18 protein-coding genes are annotated in these 20,508 nt (G+C 65.1%); 14 read left to right on the forward strand and 4 right to left on the reverse strand.

What is annotated here, in order from left to right; genetic code table 11:
- Window positions 1–45 precede the first annotated feature (45 nt).
- Window positions 46–1,389, reverse strand: a complete 1,344-nt coding sequence (locus tag H292_RS0116905; RefSeq protein ID WP_020112134.1) for a hypothetical protein — start codon at window positions 1,387–1,389, stop codon at window positions 46–48.
- A gap of 143 nt (window positions 1,390–1,532) precedes the next feature.
- On the opposite strand from H292_RS0116905, the gene H292_RS0116910 reads away from it, so the two are divergent.
- Window positions 1,533–2,834 (forward strand): glycosyltransferase, encoded by a 1,302-nt coding sequence (locus H292_RS0116910; protein ID WP_020112135.1) that lies wholly within the window; start codon window positions 1,533–1,535, stop codon window positions 2,832–2,834.
- On the opposite strand, the gene H292_RS0116915 is transcribed toward H292_RS0116910, so the two are convergent.
- Window positions 2,819–4,123: a hypothetical protein gene (locus H292_RS0116915; protein ID WP_020112136.1), complete on the reverse strand. Its 1,305-nt coding sequence runs from the start codon at window positions 4,121–4,123 to the stop codon at window positions 2,819–2,821. The two genes, H292_RS0116910 and H292_RS0116915, sit on opposite strands and share 16 nt — an antisense overlap.
- A 630-nt stretch (window positions 4,124–4,753) precedes the next feature.
- Between H292_RS0116915 and H292_RS0116920 the strand changes: the two genes are divergently transcribed.
- The 10 genes from H292_RS0116920 (at window position 4,754) to nhaA (ending at window position 16,392) form a co-directional block, all read left to right on the forward strand.
- Window positions 4,754–6,193 carry a condensation domain-containing protein gene (locus H292_RS0116920; RefSeq protein ID WP_020665459.1) on the forward strand — a complete coding sequence of 480 codons (1,440 nt, stop codon included), beginning with the start codon at window positions 4,754–4,756 and terminating at the stop codon, window positions 6,191–6,193.
- 17 nt (window positions 6,194–6,210) lie between these two features.
- Window positions 6,211–7,641, forward strand: coding sequence for a condensation domain-containing protein (locus H292_RS0116925; protein ID WP_020112138.1), 1,431 nt, complete (start codon window positions 6,211–6,213; stop codon window positions 7,639–7,641).
- A 3-nt stretch (window positions 7,642–7,644) separates the two neighbouring features.
- On the forward strand, window positions 7,645–9,045 hold the full coding sequence (locus tag H292_RS0116930; protein WP_027498877.1) for a condensation domain-containing protein: 1,401 nt from the start codon (window positions 7,645–7,647) through the stop codon (window positions 9,043–9,045).
- A 74-nt stretch (window positions 9,046–9,119) separates the two neighbouring features.
- Window positions 9,120–10,016 (forward strand): sulfurtransferase, encoded by an 897-nt coding sequence (locus H292_RS0116935; RefSeq protein ID WP_020112140.1) that lies wholly within the window; start codon window positions 9,120–9,122, stop codon window positions 10,014–10,016.
- Between the two features lie 22 nt (window positions 10,017–10,038).
- The gene (locus H292_RS0116940; RefSeq protein ID WP_020112141.1) at window positions 10,039–10,443 is read left to right on the forward strand and encodes a SufE family protein; all 405 of its coding nucleotides are present in this window, start codon (window positions 10,039–10,041) and stop codon (window positions 10,441–10,443) included.
- An 82-nt stretch (window positions 10,444–10,525) separates the two neighbouring features.
- Window positions 10,526–12,001 carry a condensation domain-containing protein gene (locus tag H292_RS0116945; RefSeq protein ID WP_020112142.1) on the forward strand — a complete coding sequence of 492 codons (1,476 nt, stop codon included), beginning with the start codon at window positions 10,526–10,528 and terminating at the stop codon, window positions 11,999–12,001.
- A gap of 146 nt (window positions 12,002–12,147) precedes the next feature.
- Window positions 12,148–13,941, forward strand: coding sequence for an acetyl/propionyl/methylcrotonyl-CoA carboxylase subunit alpha (locus H292_RS0116950; protein ID WP_020112143.1), 1,794 nt, complete (start codon window positions 12,148–12,150; stop codon window positions 13,939–13,941).
- A 37-nt stretch (window positions 13,942–13,978) separates the two neighbouring features.
- Entirely contained in the window at window positions 13,979–14,410 is a 432-nt protein-coding gene (locus H292_RS0116955) for a DUF1707 SHOCT-like domain-containing protein (protein ID WP_020112144.1), read from the forward strand.
- On the forward strand, window positions 14,407–15,108 hold the full coding sequence (locus tag H292_RS0116960) for a haloacid dehalogenase type II (RefSeq protein WP_020112145.1): 702 nt from the start codon (window positions 14,407–14,409) through the stop codon (window positions 15,106–15,108). Before H292_RS0116955 ends, H292_RS0116960 begins: the two co-directional genes overlap by 4 nt.
- Before the next feature lie 135 nt (window positions 15,109–15,243).
- Entirely contained in the window at window positions 15,244–16,392 is a 1,149-nt protein-coding gene (gene nhaA / locus H292_RS0116965) for a Na+/H+ antiporter NhaA (RefSeq protein WP_020112146.1), read from the forward strand.
- A gap of 61 nt (window positions 16,393–16,453) precedes the next feature.
- On the opposite strand, the gene H292_RS0116970 is transcribed toward nhaA, so the two are convergent.
- The gene (locus H292_RS0116970; RefSeq protein WP_037181927.1) at window positions 16,454–17,023 is read right to left on the reverse strand and encodes an ATPase AAA; all 570 of its coding nucleotides are present in this window, start codon (window positions 17,021–17,023) and stop codon (window positions 16,454–16,456) included.
- Between the two features lie 30 nt (window positions 17,024–17,053).
- The gene (locus H292_RS0116975) at window positions 17,054–17,587 is read right to left on the reverse strand and encodes a nucleotidyltransferase family protein (RefSeq protein WP_020112148.1); all 534 of its coding nucleotides are present in this window, start codon (window positions 17,585–17,587) and stop codon (window positions 17,054–17,056) included.
- A gap of 179 nt (window positions 17,588–17,766) precedes the next feature.
- On the opposite strand from H292_RS0116975, the gene H292_RS0116980 reads away from it, so the two are divergent.
- The 3 genes from H292_RS0116980 to uraH are packed head-to-tail and all read left to right on the forward strand — an operon-like array spanning window position 17,767 to window position 20,507.
- Window positions 17,767–19,671: a solute carrier family 23 protein gene (locus tag H292_RS0116980; RefSeq protein WP_020112149.1), complete on the forward strand. Its 1,905-nt coding sequence runs from the start codon at window positions 17,767–17,769 to the stop codon at window positions 19,669–19,671.
- Between the two features lie 9 nt (window positions 19,672–19,680).
- Complete coding sequence (uraD, locus tag H292_RS0116985) at window positions 19,681–20,184, forward strand: 2-oxo-4-hydroxy-4-carboxy-5-ureidoimidazoline decarboxylase (protein ID WP_019666165.1); 504 nt, start codon at window positions 19,681–19,683, stop codon at window positions 20,182–20,184.
- Window positions 20,181–20,507, forward strand: coding sequence for a hydroxyisourate hydrolase (gene uraH / locus H292_RS0116990; RefSeq protein ID WP_019666166.1), 327 nt, complete (start codon window positions 20,181–20,183; stop codon window positions 20,505–20,507). Before uraD ends, uraH begins: the two co-directional genes overlap by 4 nt.
- Window position 20,508 lies beyond the last annotated feature (1 nt).

Here is a 20,508-nt window from a genome sequence, read left to right on the forward strand (position 1 = left end):
TAGCGCTGCACCGAAAAGGTGCGGAATCGGTGGATAAGCATAGCCTCACCAGAAAGTGGGCGTCAGCTGCCACCTGGTGTACTCGTCGGCGATCAAGTTTTTCAGATGTTCCCGGCTGGGGTAGAGGTCCGGGTCCAGGCCGGTCACACAGAGCGTCGCCGTCTCGCCACACGTGTTCCACCAGACACTCACGCCGCCCTTGGTACGCCGCAGCAACTCCGCCGTGGTGTTCTGCGTGATCGAGCGCATCGCGACCGACTCGGCCACAGATCCACCCACCGAACGCAGAGCGCTTCCGCGTGCACCCAGGTTGGAGCAGAGGCACAGCGGTGCGGTTGCCGACTTGGCGGCGCGCGCGACGACGGCGTCGGGCAACATCTGCATCAGCGGTTTCGTCAGCTCGAACGTGGTGGACCGGGTGGTGTCGGCGAGCGCTCGGAACGCCGCCTTGCTGTCCTGACGAATGGGCCGGAGATCGTCGAGGTAGCCCCTGCCTCCGTCCACAACGATCGATACACCCGACGTCGCGTTGGCACGGGTGTCGCCCGGAATGCGCGTGCTCACCGGAAGGGACACCTTGACTGCATCCGACTCGTCCACGCGGCCACCGGCCGCCAGAATGCCCAGCGCGACGGCCACCAAGAGGCTGTTGGCACTACCCCCGGCCCTCGACGCTGCGGCCACCCATTCGTCCGTCGGGCAATCCACGACGACAGTGCTGGGCGAGAACTCCCCCGCTGTCTGTGCCGCCACGGGTGACTTGTGCGCCGCAGCGTGCGTGACCGCCTTAGAAGCGGACGGGGTGCCTGCACCCGGAAGCACGCCGCGCACCGTTCGGCCGAGCGCTCTGGCGGTGCCGGACGCCGCGGCGCGGAGTTGCCCGGCAGCATCGCGAAGGTCGGAGGTGGGTGCGGTGTCGAATGCCGAGGCGAAGTCGTCGGGATCCGAGGGTCCTCGCAGCGCTGCTATGGCTGCAGACGTCAGCGCTCCACCGTCACCGACTACATGGGAGGCGACGAGAGACAGCGCGGACCCTCCGGTCTCGAGGTCCGTGTACGCGAGTTGCCACACCGGTCCGTTCGTGGGGTCGAGAGGGACCGCCGCGCGCTCTTCCATCCACTCGGCCAGCGCGTGCACGGCAATGGCTCGCGCACCACGGAGTAGGGGCAGGGTCGACGCGGCTCGCACCCATCTGTCCCGTGCACCCGGAACCGACACTCGGTGCACGGCTCGATCGATCGGCCCGCCTGCGAGGTTCCGCCACGTCGAGTCCAGCACCTCGGAGTCGATCGGACCCGTGAAGCGCCAGACGATCTGATTGACGACAGGAACGTCGAGGACGCACTCCATCCGGAGGAACAGGTCGTCGTCGTACGTCAATCTGGTCACCGGGAAAGGGTATCGGAGAACGCGTGGTTCGAAACACCCGCGTGGTTCGAAACACCATTGCGCCCGTGCGTGTTACGCGACGTTCCCCACCCGTGCGGTAGGTTTCAGTTCTGCGTGCGACGACGCGGCCGAGGAGGGCGGAAATGAAGTTCGTGATGCCGTTCACAGGCAGCCGTGGGGATGTCCAACCGGGCCTGGTCCTGGCGTCCGAGTTGTCCGCTCGTGGGCACGAAGTCACGTTCGGCGCACCTCCAAACCTCGTCGCGTTCGCCGAGGCAGCAACGGCAGGCCGTACGTCCGTGTCCGTGGTGCCGTTCGGTCCGGATACCCGAGCGCTTCTGGAATCGGATCTGGTGCGTACCCGAATCAAGTCGAAGAATCTTCGAACGCGGTGGGCCGCGTTGGCGGAACTGGCCAACTTCGGCTGGGACGACATGGCCGAGAGCGTGCTGTCGATGGGTGCGCACGCGGACATGGCGATCGCCGGCACCCTCGGCCAGGAGCTGGTCTTCAATTACGCTGAATCACAATCGATTCCGTTCGCAGCCTTGCATTACTGCCCCATCCGCTCGAATCGGTCGATGTCGGTCGTGCCGTCGCGTACGATGCCGGGTGTCGTCAACCGGGCGACGTGGCGGATCCTCGAGTCCATGCGGTGGAGCTCGATGAAGAAGCGGGAGAATGCTCAGCGCCGCGCCCTCGGACTGGAGAACGCGTCGCGCCCCCTCCCTGAACGTATCGCGTCGTACGGCGGGATCGAGATCCAGGCCTACGACTCCGCGTTCTTCCCCGGTCTTCGGCAGGAATGGGCGGACAGGAGACCGTTCGTCGGGTTCCTCGAGCCGGACGGAGGCGAATCCTCGGGCAGCACCGGAGTTCTCGATTCCGGTTCGATCCTGGGGTCACCGCTCCGATCCTGGATCGAATCCGGGACTGCGCCGGTGTACTTCGGATTCGGCAGCATGCCGGTCAAGGATCCGACGGGGTTGGTGAGCATGATCGAGGACGTCTGCGCGCGCGGCGGATATCGCGCGGTCGTGAGCTCGGGTTGGAGCACACTCGACGAACGTATCGATGCCGACAGCAGCGTTGCCGTCGTCGGCTCCGTCGACCACGGCGCCTTGTTCCCGTTGTGTCGCGCGGCAGTTCACCACGGCGGCGCGGGCACGACTGCGGCAAGCGTCCGGGCGGGATTACCCACCATGGTGTGCTGGTTCAGCGCGGATCAACCGTTCTGGGGTGCCGCTCTCGAGAGAACCGGCGCTGGATGCTCGGCGAAGTTCGTCGAACTCGACCGGGACATTCTCGCCGCAGGCATCGAGACGTTGATGCGCCCCGACACCGCGTCACGTGCACGACAGTTGGCTGCTGCCATGACATCTCCGGCCGACACCCGTCGCGCCGCCGTGCGCTTGATCGAAGGCGCGGTTCACCAGAATTCGTGACCGATCCCCCACCGGTCGAGAACCTCCGACACGACTGCTCGAACGTCCTCGTCGCTTGCCATCCGGTCCGGATCCATCCCGTGCATACTGATCGTGACCGCAGCGTCGGTCTCGGTCGCCCATGCCGTGGAGCCACCGCCGAGCTGTCGCGCGAAATCCGCGTCCGCTCCCGAGAACGTGGCTCTGGCAGCCACTCTCGTGGCGCGAACTCCGCCGATGGAGACGAAGTCCTCGGATAGCCGACCGAGGTTGGAACACAGCCCCTCGGCGCCGTCCGCGGGGACGGGCAGCCGTCTCGCCACCGCATCGGGCAACATCTGGACGAGGTTCAACGGGACCGCCTGGGTGGACGCGCCCGAAGCCTGTCGCGCCGAGAATTCCTGGAATGCGGTTTTGCTCGCTTTTCGTATACGAGTGAGATCACGGTCGGCAGGATCCGGTACGGGCACTCGCACAGCGATGATCTTCGTGGAGTTCGACTCGATGTCCGTCGAGCCCCGATCGTTGTAGGGAAGCGACCACCGCAGTTCTTCTCCCGGGCGTGCGCGGCCCAGCGCAGCGGACACCGACGTCATGACGGCGATGAACAGAGTGTTGGACGTACCACCCCACTCTGCGGCCGCCGACGCCCACTCGGATGCCGAGCAGCTGACCACGACATAGGGCGGACTCCACGGCTCCGACGTCTCGGGAACGTCGGTTCGACTCGGTCCGTCGGGCGCGATCGAGGCTTCCGACGATGACGGTGCCACGTCTGCCGCCGGTCGGACGACGGAGGTGACAGCCTGCGCGGATTTCCCCGCGAGCCACGTCGCGATCGGCCGGAGCTGGCCCACGGTGTCCGCGATGTCGGACGCGACCGAATCGACCAGCGACGGCTTCTCGCCCAGACGAGCGGAGTCTCCCACCGACACACCGGTAAATGCGCGCTCGACGGCGGCGACCATCGCCGCGCCGTCGGCAACCATGTGCGAGCAGACCAGTGACACGACCGTGCCGCCGTCTGCGACCGGAGCTGCGGACAGCAGCCATCCGGTTCCCGCTTCCGGGTCGATGTCGGCGGAGATTCGCTGTTCCGCCCAGCAGCGAACCGCATCCGTCGGGACCGAGTTGGTGGAGTAGTCCAGCGGTAGCGACGCGTTCGAGGTGACCCATCGGTGCCTGGCCGTCGGAACGATCGGCGGTAGTACCCGCCGTGAGAGCAGCCCCGCGGACAGGTTCGCGTGCAGTTTTGCGAGCTCGGCGACTGCTACGGGGCCGTCGAACCGCCACACGAACTGATTGAACACAGGATTACCGATTCCATGGTGCATTCGGAGGAATAGGTGATCCGCAAATCCAATTCGGGTCATCTGCGAAAATCTACTACAAAGCCATTGGCCGAGCAGGTTCGACGACGATCGAATAGCACCGAAAACAGCGTCGAGAATTGGAATTCACGAATTCGAAACAGAACTTCGTACGGATTGGTTCGTTTCGAATATGTGGTGCACGCCATAACAATACCGACCCGAAAGTCTTGAAATCGCGAGGCCGACGTCTCCGCATCACGCGACGGCAGTCGACGCCCACGCCGACGCGGTCGGTCGAACTGCATTGCCGAACAACGGGTTACGAACGACCATCAGAATGCACCCAGGCGAGACGCTCTCGGACGACAGAAACAGACACCGTCGTCAACTCGAGACCAGGTGATGAACAACACTTTTTTGCGTAGCGAATTACCGGACGATTCGCCTTAGTGTCGTCAGCGAAACCAATACCGAATGCACAATCCGCGAGAACCACGGAATGCGCGTTACAAACGGCAAGCACGGTGTCACGTCATGCGCGTGCGCTGTGACTGTCGAGTCCGGCTTCACGAATCGTCACCCATGTTGCCAGTAGCTGCTGGCCGAGCTCGGAATTGGATGCTTTCGATGGAATACACCGAATTGGCGGACTACCCGCTGCCCGCAGGCAAGCTGACCGAGTGGGTCCCCGCCGTCGCCTCCGAGGCGTGGCGCGAGGATCCGCGGGGGATCTCCTTCACTCACGAGGACCACTGCAGCCGAGGCAACGACGGTTCGTGGATCGGTACCGTCTTCGAGATCCATCGTCGTTACGACGTCGAGGTCATGCGCCGGACCATCGGTGCCTACATCGCACGGCACGAGGCGTTCCGCACACGCGTCGAGCGCGACGACCGAACCGGTGCCTGGAGGCGCTACACGGTCGACGCGGACGCCGTCACGGTCGACGACCGGGCCGAGTCGTCGTCGTGGAGCGAGTCGCAGGTCTTCGAACATCTCGAATCCTGGTTCGCCGACGTCGTCTCACCGACGACGTGGCCGCACTTCGTTCTGGCGACCGTCGTCCCCGAGCCGCACGTGGCCGCATCCGTCCCGCAGCAGGACAAGTTCCTCGTCGCGTTCGCTGCCGACCACTCGGTGATGGACGCGTACAGCCAGATCTACGCGATCAACGAGTTCGACCGCCTGTACGCACATGTTCTGGACGGTGCCGAGCACGGACTCCCCGAGGTGGGCAGTTACGTGGACTTCTCCGCAGCCGAACGTGCGTTGGGTGAATCGCTGACCGCCGACCACGACGCGGTACTGGCCTGGGACCGCTTCCTGGCTGCCGAGGACGGCCGGTTCCCGGCGTTTCCGCTCCCGTTGCGCGCGGAGAACTCGTCGGCGCCGACCGATCTCGCCACTCGTCAGAGCAGCGTGTCCTCCTGGTTGTTGACCACCGAGCAGGTCGAGGCGTTCAACGCCAAGTGCCGAGCCGCCGGCCAGAACATGCAGGCGGGAATCCTTGCGGCACTCGCTCTCGTCAACTCGCGATTGACGGGCAACGGCACGTTTCGGACGATCATGCCCATGCACACTCGCTACGCGGAGAAGTGGGCTGCGAGCGTCGGCTGGTACGTCGGGATTCTGCCGATGGAAATCCGGCTGGACGATGCAACGACCTTCGCCGAGGCAATCGATCGGGCCAACATCGGGGCAACCGAGTACAAGGGGCTCGCCGCAATGCCGTACTCGAAGATCGCATCCCTGATGTCCTCCACCGAGATTCCTCGCTTCGTCGTCTCGTACATCGACCTGAGGTTCCTTCCGGACGGCGAGGAATGGCAGGAACGGAAGGGCCGCGCACTGCGCAGCGAGTGCCACGCGGAGGACGAGGTCTACTTCTGGATCAACCGCACCCTGCAAGGCCTGAACATCTCGGCTCGATTCCCCAGCTCGGACGTGTCGACGACCAACGTGCACAGGTTCATCACCGAGTTCGTCTCCGTGGTGACCGCTGTGATCGAGGAACCGACGGAAACCCTCGATTCTGCAGTCGCCGCCGTCGGAGCAGGGCGAGAATAGATCCGGGAGGAGCATCGATGATCATCACCGCGCTGAGCAACTGGACACCTCGACCGGGCACGCTCGTGGAGTGGCACCCCAGTCGGGCGGCGTCGGACGCTGCGCTGGCAGCCCCGGTGCACTCGGCCCCGCCGTCGTTTCTGCAGGAAGACCATCTGGTCGCGGCTGCAGCAGCGTCCGCTCGCGGTGACGTTCACCACGCCTACACCGGTGTCGCGACCGAGATCGACGGGGCACTCGATCGGGATGCCCTCTCCCGGGCGATCGCTGCGTACGTGCTCCGGCACGAGGGATTGCGGTGCTGGTTCGAGGTGAACGGTACGCACGTCGTGCGACACCTCGCCTCGAACGCGGTCGCCGAGTTCGAACCGAGCGATGCAGGCAGCTTCGACACCGACGAGCAGTTCCAGAGTTACGTCCGTGCCCGTTTCTCCGCCGAAGCCACGGCGTTCGAGTGGCCGGGATTCGTCGTCGGTGCCGTCGATCGCTCCGACGGTTTCACGCTCTACTACGGTGCGGATCACGCGTTCACCGACGGTGGTTCACAGGCGCTCGTCATCAGCGAACTCGCCGATCTGTACGCCCTGGAGATCGGCGAGGACGCTCCCGTACCTGCGGCAGCGGGCAGCCACCTCGAGTACGCGACTGCAGAGCGTGCGCTCGCGGCGACGTACGGCCCCGACGCCCCCGAGATCGCGGCGTGGAGAAGCATCTTTCGAAACAACGACGGGAAAATGCCGCGGTTCCCTCTTACCCTCGGCCTCGAGGAAGGCGAACGCGGACCGGTGCGGATCGTCGAACGCCATCTGCTCGACGCCGACGCCACCGCTGCGCTCGACCGGGCGTGCAAGGCTGCGGGTGCCCGCATCAGCAGCGGCGTGTTCGCAGCCGTCGGCATTGCCGATTTCGAACTGGCCGGCCGCACCGACTACTTCGGTATCACGGTGCTCAGCACCCGACACGTCGGTGACTACGCGCAATCGCAGGGCTGGTTCGTGAACTTCGCGCCGGTCGCGTTCACCGTCGGGGACGCCGACGCCTTCTCCGAGGTCGCCGTCAGGGCTCACGCCGGATTCGAGGCTTCGAAGAAGATCGCAGCGGTACCCGTTCATGCCGTCCTCGGCGCGCTTGCTGCCGACGGAACATTGGGCAGCGAATTGGCCGTGAGTCCGAACATGCTGTCCTACATCGATTTTCGATGGTTCCCCGGTGTCGGCCGTCCTGCTGATACTCGGGGTGAGCATTTCACCGGCGAAGGCAGGACGTCCAACGCGTCGATGTGGATCAACCGCGACGCAGACCACCTCTACTTGTGCGCGCAGGTACCCGACAATCCGGTTGCCGCCGAGTCGGTCGAGCGCTATCACTCGCACCTGCAGAGCATCCTGGAATCGGTTGCCCGTGACGGCGACTACGCGATACGGGTGGCCGAAGTCGTCGGTGGTTGACCGGTGCGAGTGACCTCGATAGCCGACTTCCACACCGCACCGGGGCAGTATCTGGAGTGGCCGGTCGTGATGCGCGCAGGTACTGCGTCGTCCGTTCCGCCGTCGTTCAATCAGAGCTTCCATCTGTCGTCCGCACTCGAGCCTGCGGTCGGCAGTGGCACTGACACGGCATCGGTATGGATCGCGGTCGCCTTCGACGTCGACGGACCGATCGACATCGATGCTCTCACTTCTGCTTTCGGTACGTTCGTGCGCCGCCACCCGGCTCTGCGGACCTCGTTCGCCGCGCGAGACGGCGTCGTCGCTCGGCGCGTGTACGAGCCGGACGAGGTCGACGTCATGACACCGACGTCGGTGATCGTCGACGGATCCGCAGCGCTCACCGCGCACATTCGCGCGCGGTTCGACGTCCTCTGCCACCCCGCCCGCATTCCGTCGTATTCGCTCGCGGCGGTGAGCCGTACGAGCCGCTCGACCGTGGTGTGCGGTTTCGATCATGCTCACGTCGATGCGGTCTCGATGACGGTCGCGGCCGAGGAGATCTCGCATCTCTACGCGGCACACCACGTGCAGGACGCGGCGGCCCTTCCCGAGGTCGGGAGTTTCGTCGACTTCTGCGCTACCGAGATCGCCGCTCCCGTGGTCGATCTCACGGACCCTCGCCTGCAGGCGTGGGCGAATTTCTTCGCGAGCTGCGGGAACCGGACACCCGAATTTCCTTTCGACCTCGGCGTGCCGTCCGGTACTCGCGCACCTCAGGCCACGACCGTGCACCGCCTTGCCGACGCCGCCGAGGCCGCCGCGTTCGAACAGGCCTGTCGAGATCTGGGCGGCGGTAGTTTCGCCGCAGTCGCCGCAGCGATGGCGCAGGCGTCGGCGGACATCGGTGGCCCGAGTACTCTCCCGCTGCTCTTTCCACTGCACACCCGTCGCGAAGCCCGGTACGAGCAGGCGATCGGATGGTTCACCACCAACGCTCCGATGAACGTCGAGGTGTTCGAGACGTTCGCGGGCACACTCGCCTCGGCACAGTCGTCCTTTCGGGACGCACTCGCGCTCGGGACCGTGCCGATACCCCGCGTCCTCGAAGCCGTGGGCGACACCCTCACGCGCGGGCGCGGCGACGTCTTCATGATCTCCTACGTCGACTACCGGCGCCTGCCCGGAGCCGACGCCACCGGCCGCAACGCGCACCACATCAGCAACGTCACCACTGCCGACGACGCTCAGTTCTGGGTGTCGCGGACCCAGGACGGGCTTGCGCTCCGTTCACGTTTTCCGGACACGACGCAGGCGCACATGGTGATCGAGCGTTTCGTCCGAGCACTGCAGTCGGTCGTCCGTGCCGCGGCATCGGACCCGGTGAACACCAGTGACCTCTTGCTTCTCGGCCCGAGCGCATAGGATCGATGCAGTCAGCTCGTCACCCGGCGAACTGCTCATCTCCCTCTCGAATTCTCAGTAGGAGCGAAGAAGAAGTGCCCATAGCAGCAGATCCCACCCCCGCCTTCGCCGACTATGCGCACCCGGATCGCCTGGTGTCCACGCAATGGCTGTCCGCACATCTCGGAACTCCCGGCCTCAAGGTCGTCGAGTCCGACGAGGATGTGTTGCTGTACGACGTGGGGCACATTCCCGGCGCCGTCAAGATCGACTGGCACCTGGACCTGAACGATCCCGTGACGCGCGACTACATCGACGGCGAGCAGTTCGCGGCGTTGATGCGCCGGAAGGGCATCTCCCGCGACGACACCATCGTGATCTACGGAGACAAGAGCAACTGGTGGGCTGCGTACGCGCTCTGGGTGTTCACGCTCTTCGGACACGAAGATGTGCGTCTGCTCGACGGTGGACGCGACGCGTGGCTGGCGGAGATCCGTGAGACGACGCTCGACGTTCCCGAGTACCCGGCCACGGATTACCCGGTCGTCGAACGCAACGACGCCCCCATCCGGGCGTATGCGTCGGATGTTCTGTCGGCCCTCGGTTCCGTTCCGCTGGTGGACGTTCGTTCACCTGCCGAGTACACCGGCGAACGCACTCACATGCCGGACTACCCGGAGGAGGGCGCATTGCGCGGCGGGCACATCCCGACCGCCACGAGCATTCCGTGGGCCAAGGCAGCGGCAGCGGACGGCCGTTTCCGCTCACGCGCGGAACTGGACGAGATCTACGGAGACGTCGTCGCGAACGACGAGGTCATTGCGTACTGCCGTATCGGTGAGCGGTCGAGCCACACCTGGTTCGTTCTGACGCATCTGCTCGGGCACGAATCGGTCCGCAACTACGACGGCTCGTGGACCGAGTGGGGCAACGCGGTTCGTGTTCCGATCGCCCGTGGCGAGGAGCCCGGCGACGCACCGGCGAAGAAGTAGCGCCGTGGCCGATTCTCAGGGCATGCCTGACACCCTGGCCGAGATCGTCGAGGATTTCGCGGCGGTCGGGGGCCAGGACAAGCTTCAGTTACTGCTCGAGTTCAGCCGTGAGCTTCCCGAGCTGCCTGCTCACCTCGAGCAGGCAGCGATGGAGCCCGTTCCGGAGTGCCAGTCCCCACTGTTTCTCTCCGTGGACGCCGACGACCGAGACCATGTGCAGCTGCACTTCAGCGCGCCGCCGGAGGCACCGACGACGCGCGGGTTCGCGTCGATCCTTCACCAGGGCCTCGACGGTCACAGTGCGCAGGACATTCTGGACGTGCCGGACGACTTCTATCTGGCGCTCGGGTTGGGCGACGCGGTGAGCCCGCTCCGGCTGCGCGGGATGTCCGCGATGTTGGCTCGCATCAAACGACATCTGAGGTGACCGGCCGTCTTGATCGATACACTTCGGGCTCGGTACACTCGGCTTGTCTGTTCAAGTCACCGGGAAAGATGGTCAGTGCCGCATGGAATTCACCGAGCTGGCTGACTACGCCATTCCCGCTGGAACCATCACCGAGTGGATTCCCAGCGTCGGGCCGCACGCCACCACTCCGGTTCTGGCCGGGTGGCAGCCCGACAACCGACCCACGTCGTACGTCCACGAGGCGCATCTACGCTCCAGCCTCGCCAGCCCCAGGCGAGGGCGGGAGAGCTGGCTGGGCGCAGCATTCGAGATCGACGGCCCGCTGGACAAGCCCGCGTTCCGGCGGGCCGTCCTCGCGTGGATCGACCGTCACGAATCGATGCGCTCGCACGCGTCGATCGACGAGGATTCCGGTGCACTGTCTCGTGTGACCGCAGCCGAGGGCGCCATCGACGTCTGGCAGGTGGAGCAGGAACGCTGCGTTCAGTCCAGTGAGGTCTACGAGCACCTTCAGTACCTGTTCGACGAATTCACGTCACCGCTGGCGTGGCCCGCCTACGCTTTCGTGACGCTCGAGCCGCTGGCCGAGGAAGCCTCGAATCGCGTCACTGTCTTCTTCGCCGCGGACCACTCGATCATCGACGGACTGTCCACCGTTCTCGTCGCGCACGAGATCACGGCCCTGTATGCGGAGGCCAAGGATCAGGTGCCCGCGGGGTTGTTCGAGGCAGGTTCCTACCTCGACTTCGGCGTGTCCGAGCGGCGGGTGCACGAGGAACTGGAGAACACGCACGACGCCGTCCTGGCGTGGAAGCATTTCTTGGACGAGGGCAACGGTGAGTTGCCGGCATTCCCGCTGGAAATCGGTCGTCCGGGCGGCGTGCACGCACCGCAGAGCGGCCTGTCGGCGTGGATTCTCGATGCGGAGCGAGCCGACGCTTTCTCGGTGGCGTGCCGGAAGACAGGCAACAGGCTGTTCTCCGGCCTGCTCGCGGCGTTGGCTGTCGCGGGCGCAGAACTTTCCGGCGACACTCGGTTTCGCACCATCACACCGGTCCACACCCGAGACCAGCCACACTGGGTGTCCTCGCTCGGCTGGTTCGTCGGGCTGTGCCCGCTGTCGTTCGACATCGCCGACGCGGAAGCGTTCGGCTCCATCGTGGCTCAGGCGACCGAGCAGGTCACGGCGACGAAGCCTGTAGCCCGGGTACCTCTGGATCGCGTCTTCCGGGCGCTCGACGCGTCGGCGAAACCGCGTTTCGTCGTCTCCTTCATGGACGTGCGCTTCGCCCCCATGGCCGAGAACTGGCACGACTGGAATGCTCGCGCGTTGCGCAGCAGGCAGTACGACCACGACGTCTACATCTGGATCAACCGGACGCCTCGCGGGATCAACATCTCCGCGCGCTACCCCAACACCGAGGAAGCGACGTCGAACGTGCACCAGTACGTCGGCGCACTTCGCCGGATCGTCGACGAGGTGGTCGATACCGGCAGTTACGCCCTCTCCGGTCGAGCAGGGCGTGAGCGCAACCTCGACGCGTCCAGTACCGGCCCGATTGCTACCAATCAGTAGGTAGTGACTCGATTTTTGGGGAGGTTCCCCATAATCACCATCCAGTTTCGGTTGTCTTCGGGGCTGTGCTTAAACTCCGAAGAGACGCTCGTACCAGTGCGGCACGAAACGGCCAGCACGGAACACTCGACACCACAGGAGGCTCAGTGCCCAGCCATGCCAGTGCGCATATCACCAAGGTCCTCGTCGCTAATCGCGGCGAGATTGCAGTTCGGGTGATCAGAGCAGCAGCAGATGCAGGCCTGAGAAGTGTCGCGGTCTACGCAGAACCCGACGCCGACGCCCCCCACGTCCGCCTCGCCGACGAAGCCTTCGCCCTCGGCGGCCAGACCTCGGCGGAATCGTATTTGGTCATCGACAAACTCTTGGGCGCCGCAGCCAAGTCCGGTGCCGACGCCATCCACCCCGGCTACGGCTTCCTCTCCGAAAACGCCGACTTCGCCCAGGCCGTCATCGACGCAGGCCTGATCTGGATCGGACCCTCCCCCCAATCCATCCGCGACCTCGGCGACAAAGTCACCGCCCGCCACATCGCCGCCCGCGCCAAAGCACCCTCCGTTCCCGGCACCGCAGAACCAGTGAAGGACGCCGAGGAAATCCTTGCCTTCGCCGACGAACACGGCCTCCCCATCGCCATCAAAGCCGCCTTCGGCGGCGGCGGCCGCGGTATGAAGGTCGCCCGCACCCGCGAAGAGATCCCCGAGCTGTTCGACTCCGCCACCCGCGAAGCCGTCGCAGCGTTCGGTCGCGGTGAATGCTTCGTCGAGCGCTACCTCGACAAGCCCCGCCACGTCGAAGCACAGGTCATCGCCGACCAGCACGGCAACGTCGTCGTCGCAGGCACCCGCGACTGCTCCCTGCAGCGCCGCTTCCAGAAGCTCGTCGAGGAAGCACCGGCACCGTTCCTCACCGACACCCAGCGCGCCGAGATCCATTCCTCCGCCAAGGCCATCTGCAAAGAGGCCGGTTACTACGGCGCCGGGACCGTGGAATACCTCGTCGGCCAGGACGGCCTGGTCTCCTTCCTCGAGGTCAACACCCGACTTCAGGTCGAGCACCCCGTCACCGAAGAGACCTCCGGCATCGACCTGGTGCTGCAGCAGTTCCGCATCGCCAACGGCGAAGAGCTCTCCATTACCGAAGATCCCGCCCCGCGTGGACACTCGTTCGAGTTCCGCATCAACGGTGAGGACGCAGGCCGCGGCTTCCTGCCCGCTCCCGGCCCGGTCACCACGTTCGTAGCCCCCTCCGGTCCCGGTGTGCGCGTGGACTCCGGTGTCGAATCCGGCTCGGTCATCGGTGGCCAGTTCGACTCCATGCTCGCCAAGCTGATCGTCACCGGCGCCACCCGCGAGGAAGCCCTCGCGCGTTCGCGTCGCGCGTTGGCCGAATTCACCGTCGAAGGCCTCGCCACGGTCATCCCGTTCCACGCGGCCGTCGTCTCCGATCCCGCATTCATCGGTGACGGAGAATCCTTCGACGTCCACACCCGCTGGATCGAAACCGAATGGGACAACCAGGTACCCCCGTTCACCGCAGGCGAGCCGCAGGGCGAGGACGAGGCGCTGCCGCGCCAGGCCGTCGTCGTCGAGGTCGGAGGCCGACGCGTCGAGGTCTCCCTGCCCGGCCAGTTCTCCCTCGGCGGCGGCGCAGGTGCGACCGACGGTGCAATTCGCCGCAAGCCCAAGCCCCGCACACGCGGCGGCGCAGGCGCCGGAGCTGCCTCCGGTGACGCTGTCACCGCACCCATGCAAGGCACCGTCGTCAAGGTCGCCGTCGAAGAAGGACAAGAAGTCGCCGAAGGCGACCTCATCGCCGTCCTCGAAGCCATGAAAATGGAAAACCCCGTCAACGCCCACAAAGCAGGCACAGTGACCGGCCTGACCGTCACACCCGGATCCGCCATCACCCAGGGCACCGTCCTCGCAGAACTGAAGTAGTACGAAAGAAAGCGACGTCCGGGTTAGTCTGTCTGTCATGGCCGACAACCCGGACGTTCGCATTGGTACCGCCGAACGCGAGCAGGCGCTCTCCAACCTGAGTCAGCACCTGAGCGACGGACGCCTGACGCTTCCGGAATTCGACGAGCGCAGCGCGGTGGTGACTGCAGCGACAACCCGCGGCGAGCTGGATTCGGTCTTCACCGACCTTCCCACGCCCTCGTTGGCTCCTACGGCGTCCCGGCCGCTCGACATCTCCAAGTCCGCAGAGCCTGCGATCGAGCCGGCAGCCCCGGCCGTGGTGGACGGCTGGGATTGGCGAAAAGCCACCATGGCGGCGGCACCGATCGTTGCGCTGATCCTGTTCTTCGTCGTACCGGTGTCCAACAGCTGGTTGTTCTTCCTTCTCATTCCTCTGACCGGTGCCCTGCTGTTCGGTGGCGATCGCTCCAGGCGGCGCGATCGGTGACGGCGAAGATACTTCTCTTCGACGTCTTCGGCACGGTCGTCGATTGGAGAACCAGCGTTGCCGCGCACTGCGCCGACGCACTGCCTGGCGACGTCGATTCGTACGCGTTCGCCGACCGTTGGCGCAGTCTCTATCAACCATCGATGGAGGACGTCCGATCCGGCGCGCGGGAGTTCGTCCGTCTCGACGTGCTTCACCTCGAAAGCCTGCGGACCGTACTCGACGAGTTCGGTGTGCACTTGCCCGCCGAGGCCGTCGCTAGGTTGAACACTGTCTGGCATCGACTGACGCCGTGGCCGGACTCGGTCTCCGGGCTCTCGCGGTTGAAATCGCAGTTCGTGATCGCTCCCCTGTCCAACGGCAACATCTCGCTGCTGTTGGACATGGCGAAGAACGCAGGATTGCCGTGGGACGCGATACTCGGCGCCGAGCCGGTGCGCGCCTACAAGCCGAGCCCCGAGGCATACCTACGCACCGCCGACATCCTCGGTGTCCCACCGGAGCACTGCATGATGGTTGCCGCGCACAACAGTGACCTCGACGCGGCGCGTGCATGCGGATTCCAGACCGCCTTCATCGCCCGCCCCACCGAGCATGGTCCGTCCCAGACCACCGACCTCATCGCCGAGTCGGACTGGACCTACAGCCTCGACTCGATCACCGAACTCGCCGACGTGCTCGGACGCCGAGATTCCTGACATGATCGACGCGCACACACACCTCGGCACCAACGGGTACATCTCCACGTGGGGGCAGTTGCTCGCCGGCTGCCCTCCCCCGCAGTCACCGATGTCCGACGCCTCGTTCTCTTCACTCACGGATTTCGGTGACTCATGCACATTCTTCGCCGCGACACCACCGGTGGCGCGCTCCTTCTACTCGCGACGGTCGCCGCGCTGACCTGGGCGAACAGCGCCTGGTCCGAAAGCTACTCCATTCTGGGCGATTTCAGTATCGGCCCGTCGACACTGCACCTCCATCTGTCGATCACTCAGTGGGCGGCCGATGGGGTACTTGCCCTGTTCTTCTTCGTCGTCGGGTTGGAACTCGCCCGTGAATTCGTCGCCGGCGACCTCCGCAATCCGCGAACCGCGGCCGTCCCGATCGCGGCGGCGGTGGGCGGCGTTCTCGTTCCCGCCTGTCTTTACCTTGCCATCAACATCCCTGCTGCCGAGGGCGTCTCGACAGGGTGGGCGGTGCCCGCAGCCACGGACATCGCGTTCGCGGTCGCCGTCCTCGCTCTTGTCGGATCCAAACTCCCGCCGCCGGTCCGACTGTTTCTGCTGACGCTGGCTGTCGTCGACGATCTGATCGCCGTCGCCATCATCGCGCTGGGATACACCCAGTCCATTTCGGTACTCACTCTCGTGGGTGCACTGATCGCGGCAGCGCTGTTCGCGTTCGCGTACCGACGCGGCTTCGCTACAGGGTGGATCCTGGTCCCCCTGGCCCTGGCGACGTGGGGTCTGATGCACGCGTCGGGAGTGCACGCGACCATCGCCGGTGTGCTGCTCGGATTCTGCGTTCCTGTGCGCGGTGGCACCAGCGAACGACTCGCACACACCCTGACACCGTGGTCGTCCTGCTTCGCAGTTCCGCTGTTCGCGTTCTTCGCAGCCGGTGTCCACGTCGGCGGTGCGAGCGGCCTCGCCTCTGCGTACGGTGACCCGGTCGCCCTGGGCATCATCGTGGCGTTGGTTATCGGCAAGCCCGTCGGGATCCTGGCCACCACCTGGCTGATGTCCCGCCTTCCGGGTTTCAGGCTCGACGACGACCTCCGCTGGCCCGATCTCGTGGGTGTCGCACTGCTCGCGGGCATCGGTTTCACGGTTTCACTGCTGATCGCCGATCTCGGTTTCGGAACAGGCACTCTGGAAGGCGAACACGCAAAGGTCGGTGTGCTCACCGGATCCCTCGTCGCAGCCGTCCTCGGCTCGGTGTGGTTGCTCGTCCGAAGTCGAAACTATCGGAGCCGAGGTTGAGCTCCGAGGTTTCTGCAATCCAGGAACGCGAAGCATCCGACACCCGAACCGCAGCATCGGGCTAGCGGCGCGACGTGCCCGCACAGGCCCCCGCGACCCAGGTGTCGACGTCGGCACGGCTTCGCAGACGCACCACAGGCATGTCGGGGCGACGAACAGCCATCGACCGAACCTTCGAACGATTGCGGTGGTAAGTGGTCCATGCCCAGCGAACTATGTGGTCGCGTTCGACGAAGATCCGGTGCAGCGGCGGCTCGATGTTGCCGTTCCACAGGATCTCTCGCCGCAACCGCCGCCGAACGGTCCTGACGACGACCTGCTTCATGACAACGCGCCGCGGCAGGTCGAGCCAGACGACGAGATCCGCACGGTCGGCAAGACGGTCGCGGACAAGGGAGTACTGCCATTCGGTGACCCATCTCGGGCGAGCGGAGAACGCGTCGACGTCGGCTTCGAACGACTCACGCGGGATCCAACCGGGTCCGTGATACAACGCGTCGATCTCGATGTGTTCGATGCCGAGGCACTCTCCGATGAGCCCGGCGAGCGTGGTCTTACCCGCACCGGCCGTCCCGGCGACCAGAATTCGTTCAGGCTGGTATGGAATCGGGTCGTCGGGGCCGAGAATCACGGCAATCACGGTACCAACCCGGGTACGGCTTCATCGATGATCGTGATCCACACCGGTTGCCCAGCGCGAACATTCGACGGCGATGACGTCGTCGCGGTTGCGGAGAAATTCTCGGGCGCCCTTGTCTCCCGTTGCGCCGGCGGCGACTGCGGCCCAGTGCTCGCGTCCGAACACCACCGGGTGACCGGGGGAACCGTCGAACACTGCTCGTGCGAGCCCGGTGGCGTCTGCCGCTGCCAGGACTGCGCGCACCACCTCCTCGCCGACGTCGGGAGTGTCCACCACGTGGACGACGGCGAAGGCTGCGTCACCTGCCGCGGCGAGCCCGGCCTTCAGCGATGCGCTCATCCCTTCCTGCCAGTCGGCTGCATACACGGCGCGAGCGGGGGCGGGAACGTCGGTGTCGGCGGCACCGAGGACGACCACGACCTCGGCGCAGCCTCCGTCCACCAATGCCTGGACGGCCGCTGCCAGCCAGTCACCGTCGTGGGCGAGGACCTTGGGTGAGCCGTATCGGCGTCCGGCACCTGCGGCCAGCAGCACTCCCACTGCATCTGGAACCACTGCATCTGGAACCACTGCGCACCCTCCGTTTGGACATTCGCACAACGACTACGGCCGGACAGCCGATCATTATTGTGCCCGCTCGACTCGCGACATCTCCCGCGATGGCGGATTCTGTTACCACTTCTCCTGCAGCGTGGCAGGACTTCGATTCCTGTTCGCTACCGCGAGGTGTCCACATGTCCGTTCTCCCGATCAAGCGTCGCCGTGTTCATCCTGTCGACGAAGTGTTGCCCGTCCCCAAACTCGCTGCGTACGGCTTTCAACATGTCGTCGCGTTCTACGCGGGCGCCGTACTGGTGCCGATCATCATCGGCAGCGCGATCGGACTGACCAACGAACAGTTGATCCACCTGATCAATGCCGACCTGTTCACGTGCGGGATCGCGTCGATCATTCAGTCCGTGGGGTTCTGGAAGATCGGCGTTCGCCTCCCGCTTCTGCAGGGCGTGACGTTTGCCGGAGTGTCACCGGTGATCGCGATCGCGATGGCGAACGGCGGCGGCACCGAGGGGTTGCTGTACGTCTACGGAGCCGTCATCGTCGCGGGCCTCGTCACGTTCTTCATGGCACCGTATTTCAGCAAGCTTCTGAGGTTCTTTCCGCCCGTCGTGACCGGGACGGTGATCACGATCATCGGCGTCGCACTGCTCCCCGTCGCCGTCAACGATGCGGTGACCAATCCCGCTACGCACGAGCAGGATCCGACGAACGGACGGTGGATGGCGTACGCCATCGGCACCCTGCTGATCATCGTGCTGATTCAGCGCTTCTTCAAAGGATTCATGGCGACCATCGCGGTGTTGCTCGGTTTGGTGATCGGGAGCGCCGTCGCATTCGTTCTGGGAGACATGAGCTTCGACGGCACCGGTGAAGCATCGTGGGTGGGCTTCACGCAGCCGTTCCTGTTCGGCGCGCCGAAGTTCAGCTTCATCGCGATCATCTCGATGATCGTCGTCATGCTGATCATTGCCGTCGAAACCACCGGAAGTGTCTATGCCACCGGCGAAATAGTCGGGAAGCGGATCAAGAAGGACGACATAGCGGCAACCCTGCGCGCGGACGGCGTGGCGACGGTGATCGGCGGGACGTTCAACTCGTTCCCCTACACCGCATTCTCGGAGAACGTCGGGCTGGTGCGTCTCACCGGAGTTCGGAGCCGGTGGGTCGTGGCAGCGGCGGGCGCAATCATGATCCTGCTGGGGCTACTGCCGAAAACCGCCGCGGTCGTTGCGTCGATTCCGCCGCCCGTGCTCGGCGGTGCGGCGCTGGCTCTGTTCGCGACGGTTGCCGTGGTGGGAATCCAGACGCTGTCCAAGGTCGATTTCACCGACCACCGCAATTTGATCATCGTGGCAACCAGCCTGGGCCTCGCGATGCTGGTGACGATCCAACCGACGGTGTCCCAGGGCGTGCCTGCATGGCTCGAGATGCTCTTCGGCAGCGGTATCGTCCTCGGAGCCGTCACGGCGATCGTGTTGAACGTGTTGTTCTTCCATCTCGGTGGTCGCGGCCAGGCCGTGGCAGGTGGACCGGGTAAGGGAATCACCCTGGACAAGGTCAACGCAATGATTCCCGACGAATTCGCCTCGACGTTCGGCGGTCTGGTTCAGGGCACACCATGGGTGGTCGAGCGTGCGTACCAGCAGGCACCGTTCGCCGACGCGCACAGCCTGCGGGAGGCGTTCCAGGAATCTCTGCTGGCCGGGACGACGGAGGAGCAGGTGGAGCTGATCAACAGTTACCCCGACCTCGGCAGTGAGGATGCGACGGGAACACTGCACGCTGCAGATCACGTCGGCCTGTCCAATCTGGAGGAAGACGAGCACGACAGCATCGTCCAACTCGCGGCGGAGTACCGGCAGCACTTCGGATTTCCGCTCGTGATCTGTGCCAGGGAGACCGAACGCTACGACAGAGTTCTCGCCAATGGGTGGTCGCGCATGGAGAATGCAGCCGCGGCCGAGCGATCGTTTGCGATGATCGAGATCGCCAAGATCGCGAACTATCGCTTCGACGACCTCGTCGCCGACGCCAACCCCATCGCCGCCGCCCGCTTCGGTCGGCTGACCGAGCACAGATAGCGAGATGCGTTGTTACACGAATGGATAGGCCTGGACGGGTTCAACGAACTGTCGGACCGGCAGGCGATGCATGCTCTGTTCGAGTGTTGCTCGTCGTCGATCTGGGCTCGACGGGTCGCCGGGTCTCGGCCGTTCTCGTCCCGAGATCAACTGCTGGACCGGGCAGATCGAGTGCTCGCCGAACTCCCGGAAGCGGAGATCGACCAGGCGCTCGACGGCCACCCCCGGATCGGCGGGCGGGCGGACAACAGCTCCTCCCAGCGCGAGCAGGCGGCTGTCCAGAGTGCAGGATCGGATGTGCTGGCCGAGCTCGCCGAGGCCAATCGCAAGTACGAAGCACAGTTCGGGCACGTATACCTGGTGTGCGCCACCGGACGGTCGGCGACGGAGTTGCTCGCTATCCTCGAAGAGAGATTGGGGAACGACCCCGAGACCGAGCGACGGGTGCTGCGCGTGGAACTGGCCAAGATCAACAGAATTCGACTGAACCGGGTGTTGGGGCCGCAGCAGTGAGCGGGATCAGCACGCACGTTCTCGACGCGGTCGCCGGGGCTCCCGCGGTGGGGATACGGGTCGCGCTGTTCCATCCGGTGGACGGACAGATCGCGACGGCGGCCACCGACGCCGACGGACGGGTGCCGGAACTGGTACCCGGTCCGGTCGCTACCGGTACGTACCGCCTGTCCTTCGACACCGGCAGCTACTTCGACGTCCACGGCACGGCGACGTTCTATCCGGAAGTGTCCATCTCGTTCGCTGTGACCGACCCGGATGCGCACTACCACGTTCCATTGTTGTTGTCCCCGTTCGCCTATTCCACCTATCGCGGGAGCTGAG

It is taken from the genome of Rhodococcus sp. 114MFTsu3.1, from assembly GCF_000383555.1.
GTDB classification, from domain to species: Bacteria; Actinomycetota; Actinomycetes; order Mycobacteriales; family Mycobacteriaceae; genus Rhodococcoides; species Rhodococcoides fascians_E.